Origin of the sequence: Kitasatospora sp. NPDC048194, assembly GCF_043202455.1 — a bacterium.
Classification (GTDB): Bacteria; Actinomycetota; Actinomycetes; order Streptomycetales; family Streptomycetaceae; genus Kitasatospora.
On the sequence record NZ_JBIDAK010000032.1, the window covers coordinates 74,578 to 81,528 of the forward strand.

General features: G+C 71.1%; 9 protein-coding genes. 7 read left to right on the top strand and 2 right to left on the bottom strand.

All coding sequences use genetic code 11. From position 1 onward, the window contains the following. Positions 1-5: 5 nt before the first annotated feature. The gene (gene pip / locus ACGF07_RS29165) at positions 6-965 is read left to right on the top strand and encodes a prolyl aminopeptidase (RefSeq protein ID WP_392903509.1); all 960 of its coding nucleotides are present in this window, start codon (positions 6-8) and stop codon (positions 963-965) included. 73 nt (positions 966-1,038) lie between these two features. Here the strand turns inward: pip and ACGF07_RS29170 are convergent, their stop codons facing one another. Next, a complete protein-coding gene (locus ACGF07_RS29170; protein WP_392903512.1) occupies positions 1,039-1,260 on the bottom strand; it encodes a DUF397 domain-containing protein in 222 nt (73 codons plus the stop codon). Continuing rightward, the gene (locus ACGF07_RS29175; protein ID WP_392903533.1) at positions 1,260-2,108 is read right to left on the bottom strand and encodes a helix-turn-helix domain-containing protein; all 849 of its coding nucleotides are present in this window, start codon (positions 2,106-2,108) and stop codon (positions 1,260-1,262) included. Before ACGF07_RS29175 ends, ACGF07_RS29170 begins: the two co-directional genes overlap by 1 nt. A 267-nt stretch (positions 2,109-2,375) precedes the next feature. Between ACGF07_RS29175 and ACGF07_RS29180 the strand changes: the two genes are divergently transcribed. From ACGF07_RS29180 to ACGF07_RS29205, 6 genes are all read left to right on the top strand, one after another. Further along, positions 2,376-2,810: an ATP-binding protein gene (locus tag ACGF07_RS29180; protein WP_392903514.1), complete on the top strand. Its 435-nt coding sequence runs from the start codon at positions 2,376-2,378 to the stop codon at positions 2,808-2,810. After that, entirely contained in the window at positions 2,807-3,088 is a 282-nt protein-coding gene (locus ACGF07_RS29185) for a hypothetical protein (RefSeq protein WP_392903516.1), read from the top strand. The genes ACGF07_RS29180 and ACGF07_RS29185 overlap by 4 nt, the downstream gene beginning before the upstream one ends. Next, positions 3,085-3,282, top strand: coding sequence for a hypothetical protein (locus ACGF07_RS29190; protein ID WP_392903518.1), 198 nt, complete (start codon positions 3,085-3,087; stop codon positions 3,280-3,282). The genes ACGF07_RS29185 and ACGF07_RS29190 overlap by 4 nt, the downstream gene beginning before the upstream one ends. Before the next feature lie 134 nt (positions 3,283-3,416). Next, the gene (locus ACGF07_RS29195) at positions 3,417-4,706 is read left to right on the top strand and encodes an esterase/lipase family protein (RefSeq protein WP_392903520.1); all 1,290 of its coding nucleotides are present in this window, start codon (positions 3,417-3,419) and stop codon (positions 4,704-4,706) included. A gap of 11 nt (positions 4,707-4,717) precedes the next feature. After that, on the top strand, positions 4,718-5,746 hold the full coding sequence (locus tag ACGF07_RS29200) for an alpha/beta fold hydrolase (protein ID WP_392903522.1): 1,029 nt from the start codon (positions 4,718-4,720) through the stop codon (positions 5,744-5,746). A gap of 244 nt (positions 5,747-5,990) precedes the next feature. Then, the coding region (locus tag ACGF07_RS29205; protein ID WP_392903524.1) for a heavy metal translocating P-type ATPase at positions 5,991-6,951 on the top strand (961 nt) is incomplete at its 3' end.

The window sequence follows — 6,951 nt, forward strand, 5'->3', positions numbered from 1 at the left end:
CGGTCATGCCTCTCTATCCTGAGACCAGTCCCTACGACGCCGGATTCCTCGACACCGGGGACGGCAACCGCATCTACTACGAACAACTCGGCAGCCCCGAGGGGAAGCCTGCTCTGGGCGTCCACGGCGGCCCGGGGGCGGGGGCGCCCAAGCGGCCGTTACGGTCGTGGGATCCCGAGCGGTACCGCGTCATCCGGTTCGACCAGCGCAACTGCGGTCGCAGCACCCCGCACGCCAGCGACCCGGCGGCGGACATGAGCCTGAACACCACGCAGCACCTGATCGACGACATGGAGCGGCTGCGCGAGCACCTCGGCATCGAGAAGTGGCTGCTGAACGGCGCCTCGTGGGGTTCGACGCTTGCCCTGGCCTATGCGCAGCAGCACCCCGAGCGGGTCACCGAGATCATCCTCCAGGCGGTGACGACGACCCGTCGCTCCGAGATCGACTGGCTCTACCGGGGCGCCGGGCGGTTCCACCCCGAGGCATGGGACAGGTTCCGCGAAGGGGTCCCCGAGGGCGAACGGGACGGCGACCTGGTGGCGGCCTACGCGCGGCTGATGGAGAACCCCGACCGGAAGGTCCGGGAGAAGGCCGCAGTCGACTGGCTGGCGTGGGAGGACGCGGTCACCTCCAGCGAGCCCCACACCCCGGCGGGCATGTACAGCGACCAGGAGGTCGACGCCCAGGTCGCGTTCGTGCGGATCTGCGCGCACTACTTCAGCAACGGGGCGTGGTTGGAGGAGGGCCAGCTGCTGCGCGACGCCCACAGGTTGGCCGGGATCCCGGGGGTGCTGATCCACGGGCGGCACGACATGGGATGTCCGCCGCAGACGGCGTGGGAACTGGCGAAGGCGTGGCCGGGCGCGAGGCTGCACATCTCGGAGGACTCCGGGCACATCGGCAGCGAGAGCATGGTGCAGGTGGCGTGGAACGCCATCGAGGAGTTCAAGAACCGGCGGTAGGCCGAGGGGGATGGCACTGGCCGAGTGCTGATGGCGTGGGAAGTCGGCCCGGCCGACTTCCCACGCAGGGTGTTCAGGTGGTGGGGAGTTCGTCGGCCTTGATGGCGGCGATGAAGGCTGTCCAGGCGTCGGTGGGGAAGGCGAGTGCCGGGCCGCTGGGGTCCTTGGAGTCTCGGACCGGGACGATGCCGGCGTAGCCGTCGGCCACCTCGATGCAGTTGCCCTGGTTGGCACTGAAGCTGCTCTTGCGCCATGCGGCGCGACTGAGGTCGGGACTGCTTTGGTTGGTAGTCATTACTCAAGTTCCTTTGCGATCTGCGCGATGAGCCGTCGTGACGGCGCAACATCAAGCGCTGCTGCCCGCAGCCGATCAAACGCCCGGTCATAGGCCGCGACATCGTTATCTCGTTCGAGGTAGAGGCTACTCGTCAGTGCCTCGGTGTACACCACGTCGAGATCTCCTCGAACAGGAAACTCCAGGGTCGCGAACGACCCATGCACGCCTGCGTGAGCGCCAGCCGAGAACGGCACCACCTGCAAGGTCACGTGCGGCTCGCGGGAAGCCGCGATGAGCTGTTGCAACTGCTTGGCCATGATGGTCTGGCTTCCGATCAGGCGGCGAAGCGCTGCCTCATCCACGATCGCCCACAGCTTCAGGGGATCCTCTCGCCGAAGAGTCGCATTTTGCCGAGCCAAGCGGACATCTACGAGTGCGTTGACCTCTTCCGGGGTGGCCTCGGACTCAAGCTGTCGGATCAGCGCACGGGCATAGTCGGCAGTCTGGAGCAGTCCCGGCACGAGCGATGACTCGAAGTTCCGGATGGAGACCGCTTCCGCCTCGAAGCTGATGAATGAGGCGTAGTGCTGCGTGATCACGTCAGAGTAGGGCTGCCACCACACCCTGCGTTTGCCTTCGCGCGCCAGTGTCGCGAGGGCCTCTCGGGTCTCTGGATCGGTGACCTGGTAGACGTCGAGCAGCATCCCGACCTCATTGGCTCGCACGCCATAGCGGCCGTTCTCCAACCGGCTGACCTTGGATTGGTGCCAGCTCAGGCGGGCCGATACCTCGTCAACCGTGAGGCGCAGCTTTTCTCGGATCTTTCGGAGCTCCGCACCAAGCATTCGCCGGCGCACCGTTGGCATCGCGGTCACGCTCGGGCCTCCCCTCATCGCACGCTGTTGCTGCCCCACAGTGTGGCGCGACAGATGGGGGGCCGTCACGTCAGCGCGAAAAGAGCATATGTGAGTTGACCTTCAGGGTTGCGAAGCAGCGCTCGCAGGGCTCATGCTACTCGGCGTAGCGATACGCACCACGCAGCGTGATCCCGGTGGCTCATGCTCGGGCATCCCTTTGCCCTCGGCCGCCTCCGGATCGCTTCCTTTCACCACCACCCCGGAGGAGGCCCCGCCATGTCCGACACCCTCGAGAAGCCCCCTGCCCCTGCGAGCGAGTACTCGTGGTGGCTGCCCCGGCACCCCAAGTCCGCCGGGTTCGCGCGGCGGCTGCTCCGCACCTTCCTCGCCAAGCAGCCCGGCGGCGAACCCTTCCGCGACACCGGCGAGTTGGTGCTCGGCGAGCTGGTCGCCAACGCCGTCCTCCACGCCAGGACCCCGCCGGGGCGGCTGATCTTCATCCGCTTCGACCTCCACCCCGCCTCGCTCCGCATCGAGGTGCACGACGCCGACTCCGCCCCGCCTCCCGCCCCCCGTCCCGCTCACCCGGACGACCAGACCGGGCGCGGGCTCTGGCTCGTCTCCCAACTCGCCTCCGACTGGGGCTGCTCGCCGCGCCCGGGCGGGATCGGCAAGGTCGTGTGGGCCCGGCTCGACGGGGGCGCGCGATGAGCACCGAGCTTCCCTTCCCCGTCACCGTCGAGATCAAGGGCGTCACCAAGCTCGCCACCTTCTCGAAGCTCTCCGACGCCCTCGACGCCATCCGTACCACCCTGGCCCGACTCCCCTTGGACGACGACCAGGCGCGCTACCTCGCCGACCTCTTCTCCCCGGCCTCCGCCGCCCGGATCGCCCACCAGCTGACCGAGTTCGGCGCGGTGCGGGCGATGGCCTTCATCGGCGTCGAGTCCGCCCACCCCATCCACCTGCGCGTGGCGGGCCCCGAGTGATCGGCCGCCTCACCTGGGCTCGCATCGAGATGTGGTGGTGCCTGAGCGCCCAGTTCTCCCGGCCGGTCCGCGCCGTCAGCCCGCGCCGGCGGGCCGCCCACACCGAGATGCGGCGCTGGTCCGCCACCCCGGGCAACGCGGAGGCCCTGCTCCACTCCGTCCTCCGGCAGGCCGCCCGGCGCCCGTCCGGCTGAGGACGCTGACCGAAACCAGGTGACCGACCGCCACACCGGGCCTCCCGGGGTGTATGCCACCGCCATATAACCGGCACCCCGCCGTCCGTACCGTGTCGCCCACTGGACCCTCGACGTGGAGGAGTGGGCGCGCCATGCGGCAGAGCAGGCTCGGCAGACGGAGAGGTTGGGGCGGGGTGCTCACGGGCGTCCTGCTGATGATCGGTTTGGTCGTCCCGGCAGGACCGGCGGCCGCGGCCGCGGCGGCGGTGCCTCCCAACCTCACCCTGGAAGCGACGTACACCAGCGTCGCCAACGGCTGGGACCGCGTCGAGCGGTACCTCGACACCACCCCCGGCTTCCGCCAGGAGCAGTACCCGCCGGACGGCCGGGGCGACCAGGACGGCCAGCGGCTGACCTTCTTCGGCGGCGTCAAGCAGCCGTTCTCCGGCCGCTTCCTGCTCTACTCGGCGCCGGGCTGGAACACCGGTGCGCACCAGGTCCCGGTGCTGCTGGTGCACGGCGCCAACGACAACCCGGACCGGGCCTGGGCCGATCCCGGCGAGTCCGGCGGTTACGGCTGCGGCGCCGCCTCCTGCCCGAGCACGGGGCTGATGCAGTACCTGGCCGGCCGGGGCTACCGGGTCTTCGCGATCGGCTTCGCGCACAAGCAGGGCGACAACCTGATGCAGGCCCAGGAGGTCGGTGACGCCGTCGCGCTGATCCGGGCCAAGCTCGGCGTCCCCCAGGTCGACCTGGTGGGCTGGAGCAAGGGCGAGATGTCCACCCGGGCCTACGTCTCCTCCGTCAAGCCCGCCTGGGGCCGCCCGTACGCGGGCGACGTCCGCAAGCTGATCACCCTGGGCGGCCCGAACGGCGGCTACGACTACCCGTTCGCCCACGGCTGGGCGCACGACTTCTCGATCTGGCCGGAGTGCGGAGGCAGGATCAACGCCCCGTCCCCCCACCTGCACATGACCTGCTACGGCAGCTACACCGCGCACCCGGAGTTCTCCTTCACCGCCACGGGCGGCTACGACGACTACCCCGGGCAGCGGCAGATGCTGGCCCGGTGGGACTCGGTGTTCGGCGTCGACCAGACCCAGCAGGACTGGTACACCACCTACTACGGCGGCCAGGGCTTCTACACCGACGGCGGCGGCATCCAGCCCGCGATCGACGCCGGCTCGCTGGTCGCCCCGCTGCACCGGGCCGGAGTGCCCGCCTCGGTCACGGCGTACCTCCTGGCCGGCGGCACCCCGAACATCGTCGGCATCTTCAACGAGGACCGGGGCCCGAGCGACGGGGTGGTCTTCGTGGCCAGCGCACTGGACACCACCGGTTTCGCGACGGTCGGCGGCACCGCGCTGATCGCCTCCGCCAACCACCTGGAACTCGGCTGGGACGGCGCGGCGAGCGCGCAGGTCGCCGGCTGGCTGAACTGAGGGCGCCCGCGATGATCATCGACCGGCTGATCGCCACCGACCGGCTGACCGTGAACTGCGCCGAGGTCGAGGGCCGCACGGGGCAGCCCGTGGTCCTGGTGCACGGCAACGTCTCCTCCGGCGTCTTCTGGCACTCCACCATGGCCGGACTGCCGCCCCGCTACCGGCCGCTGGCTCCCGACCTGCGGGGCTTCGGCGGCACCGAGCCGCTGCCGGTGGACGCCACCCGGGGCCTGCGCGACCACAGCGAGGACCTGCTCTCCTGGCTCGCGGCGCTGGCGCTGGGCCCGGTGCACCTGGTGGGCTGGAGCATGGGCGGCGGCGTGGTGCTGCAGCTGCTGCGGGACCACCCGGAGCTGGTCCGCTCGCTGACCCTGGTCAACCCCGTCTCCCCGTACGGCTTCGGCGGCACCCACGGGGTGGACGGGCGGCTCAACTCGCCCGACGCCGCCGGCTCCGGCGCGGGCGGCGCGGCCCCCGAGTTCGTCCGGCTGCTGCGCGAGGGGGAGGTGGGCGCCGAGTCGCCGTTCGCGCCGCGGTCGGTGCTGGACACCGCGTACGTCAGCGAACCGCTGGCCGAACCGGACCGCTACCTGGCCGCGATGCTGACCACCCGGGTCGGGGACGACCACTACCCGGGCGACAGCCGCCCGAGCGGTGCCTGGCCGGGGTTCGCGCCCGGCGGGCGGGGGGTGCTCAACTCGCTGGCTCCGAACCACTTCCGGATCGACGACCTCGAGGTGGTCGAGCCGAAGCCGCCGGTCCTGTGGATCCGCGGCTCCGCCGACGTGATCGTCTCCGACACCTCGCTCTTCGACGTGGCCCACCTGGGGGCGCTCGGTGTGGTCCCGGGCTGGCCCGGCGCGGACGCGTGCCCGGCGCAGCCGATGGTGGCGCAGACCCGCGCCGTACTGGACCGTTACGCGGCCGCGGGCGGGCGGGTGCGCGAGGTGGTGGTGGAGGGAGCGGGGCACAGCGTGCAGGTGGAGCGCCCGAAGGAGTTCCTGGCGGCGCTGGTGGAGGCACTGGACGGGGCGTGACCGGAAGGACGACACCGGCACCCGCACCGGGGAAGGGCCGGCGATCCCGCGAGGATCGCCGGCCCTTTCGTCATGGGGGCACCTCGCCGGGGTGCGGCGGCCGGCCGAGCCCGCCGTGCCCGTGCCGGGCTGATACGGGCCGGGGGTATCGGCAATCGCTTGCTCCGGATACCCCCTGGGGGTATAACTGAGGTCGACGGCCGGTACGGCGACGGCACGGTGACGACTGCCCCGAGGAGCAACGATGACGACTCAGGCCCCCGCCTCCACGGAGGTGGAACTCTCGATCGGCGGAATGACGTGCGCCTCGTGCGCGGCCCGCATCGAGAAGAAGCTGAACCGGATGGACGGCGTCTCGGCCAGCGTGAACTACGCCACCGAGAAGGCCAAGGTCGCCTTCGACGGCGGCGTCGAGGTGGCCGACCTGATCGCGACCGTCGAGGCCACCGGCTACACCGCCGCACTGCCCGAGCCCCCGGCTCCCGAAGGAGCGCCCACCGGCCCGGGCCTCCCTGCGGGGTCGGCCGACGAACTGGCCCCCCTGCGCCAGCGCCTCCTCACCGCGCTGGCCCTGGCCGTCCCGGTGATCGCGATGGCGATGGTCCCGGCGCTGCAGTTCGACAACTGGCAGTGGCTGTCGCTGACCCTCGCCGCGCCGGTCGTCACCTACGCCGCCTGGCCGTTCCACAAGGCCGCGTTCACCAACGCCCGGCACGGCGCCGCGACGATGGACACCCTGGTCTCGCTCGGGACGGGCGCCGCGTTCCTGTGGTCCCTGTGGGCGCTGTTCTTCGGCGACGCCGGGATGCCGGGCATGCGGCACGGCTTCGAGCTCACCATCGCCCGCAGCGACGGCGCCTCCGACATCTACCTGGAGGCGGCGGCCGGTGTCACCGCCTTCATCCTGGCCGGCCGCTACTTCGAGGCCCGCTCCAAGCGCACCGCCGGTGCCGCGCTCAAGGCACTGCTGGAGCTGGGCGCGAAGGACGTGGCGGTGCTGCGCGGCGGAGCCGAGGTGCGGATACCGATCGCCGAACTCGCCGTGGGGATGCGCTTCGTGGTGCGTCCGGGCGAGAAGATCGCCACCGACGGCACGGTCGTCGAAGGGGCCTCCGCGGTGGACGCCTCGATGCTCACCGGCGAGTCGGTGCCGGTCGAGGTCGGCGTCGGCGACGCCGTCACCGGCGCCACCGTCAACGTCGGCG

Coding starts and splice junctions, on each gene's coding strand:
- ACGF07_RS29170 (WP_392903512.1), bottom strand. CDS start 1,260: ATGACTACCAACCAAAGCAGTCCCGACCTCAGTCGCGCCGCATGGCGC.
- ACGF07_RS29175 (WP_392903533.1), bottom strand. CDS start 2,108: ATGCCAACGGTGCGCCGGCGAATGCTTGGTGCGGAGCTCCGAAAGATC.
- ACGF07_RS29195 (WP_392903520.1), top strand. CDS start 3,417: ATGCGGCAGAGCAGGCTCGGCAGACGGAGAGGTTGGGGCGGGGTGCTC.
- pip (WP_392903509.1), top strand. CDS start 6: ATGCCTCTCTATCCTGAGACCAGTCCCTACGACGCCGGATTCCTCGAC.
- ACGF07_RS29185 (WP_392903516.1), top strand. CDS start 2,807: ATGAGCACCGAGCTTCCCTTCCCCGTCACCGTCGAGATCAAGGGCGTC.
- ACGF07_RS29200 (WP_392903522.1), top strand. CDS start 4,718: ATGATCATCGACCGGCTGATCGCCACCGACCGGCTGACCGTGAACTGC.
- ACGF07_RS29180 (WP_392903514.1), top strand. CDS start 2,376: ATGTCCGACACCCTCGAGAAGCCCCCTGCCCCTGCGAGCGAGTACTCG.